Origin of the sequence: Acinetobacter sp. AS5, assembly GCF_048957595.1 — a bacterium.
Classification (GTDB): domain Bacteria; phylum Pseudomonadota; class Gammaproteobacteria; order Pseudomonadales; family Moraxellaceae; genus Acinetobacter.
The window spans coordinates 1-678 of record NZ_JARDAL010000160.1 but is presented as its reverse complement, the minus strand read 5'-3'; the positions used below and the strand labels follow the sequence as shown (position 1 = coordinate 678).

Genomic DNA, 678 nt, shown 5'->3' with positions numbered 1-678 from the left:
ATCCATAACAATAAAGACTTATATGGTGTTGATGCGATTTGTAGGATTTTACCGATCGCAGCTTCAACCTATTACCGAACTTTAGATCTCGCTGACAATCCAGAACATCGAGCGAAACGAGATCTACATGATGAGCATCATGCTGAACAAATTAAACGAATTTGGAAGGAAAGTTTAGGTCGATATGGTGTACGTAAAGTTTGGCAAAAATTGAAACGTGAAGGCTATGTTATTGCACGTTGTACAGTTGCTCGATTGATGCAGAAGCTAGATATACAAGGTGTTTGGCGTGGTAAGAACAAACAAACTACCCGCAACCGAGATGATCAAAAACGAGCAGATGATTTAGTGAAACGTAATTTTAGTGCTGATCGACCTGACCAATTATGGGTCAGTGACTTTACGTATATTCAAACTCATTCAGGCTGGGTCTATACCGCCTTTATTATTGATGTGTTCTCACGAGCAATTGTTGGATGGAAAGTATCTACACGGATGAATACAGATATGGTACTCGATGCACTTGAGCAAGCATTGCACGATCGAGGCATGCCAAAGAATGTGATTCATCATTCCGATAGAGGTGTTCAATATCTTTCTATTCGCTATACCAATCGTTTAGAAGCTGCAAATTTACGAGCATCAGTCGGTACAACTGGTGATTCATACGATAATGCT

The 678-nt window shown here is 40.0% G+C and carries 1 protein-coding gene; it reads left to right on the top strand.

Going from position 1 to position 678, the window contains the following annotated elements; all coding sequences use genetic code 11:
- Positions 1 to 678, top strand: a 678-nt coding sequence (locus PV763_RS17745; protein WP_420938305.1) for an IS3 family transposase, incomplete at both ends; no start/stop codon positions are given.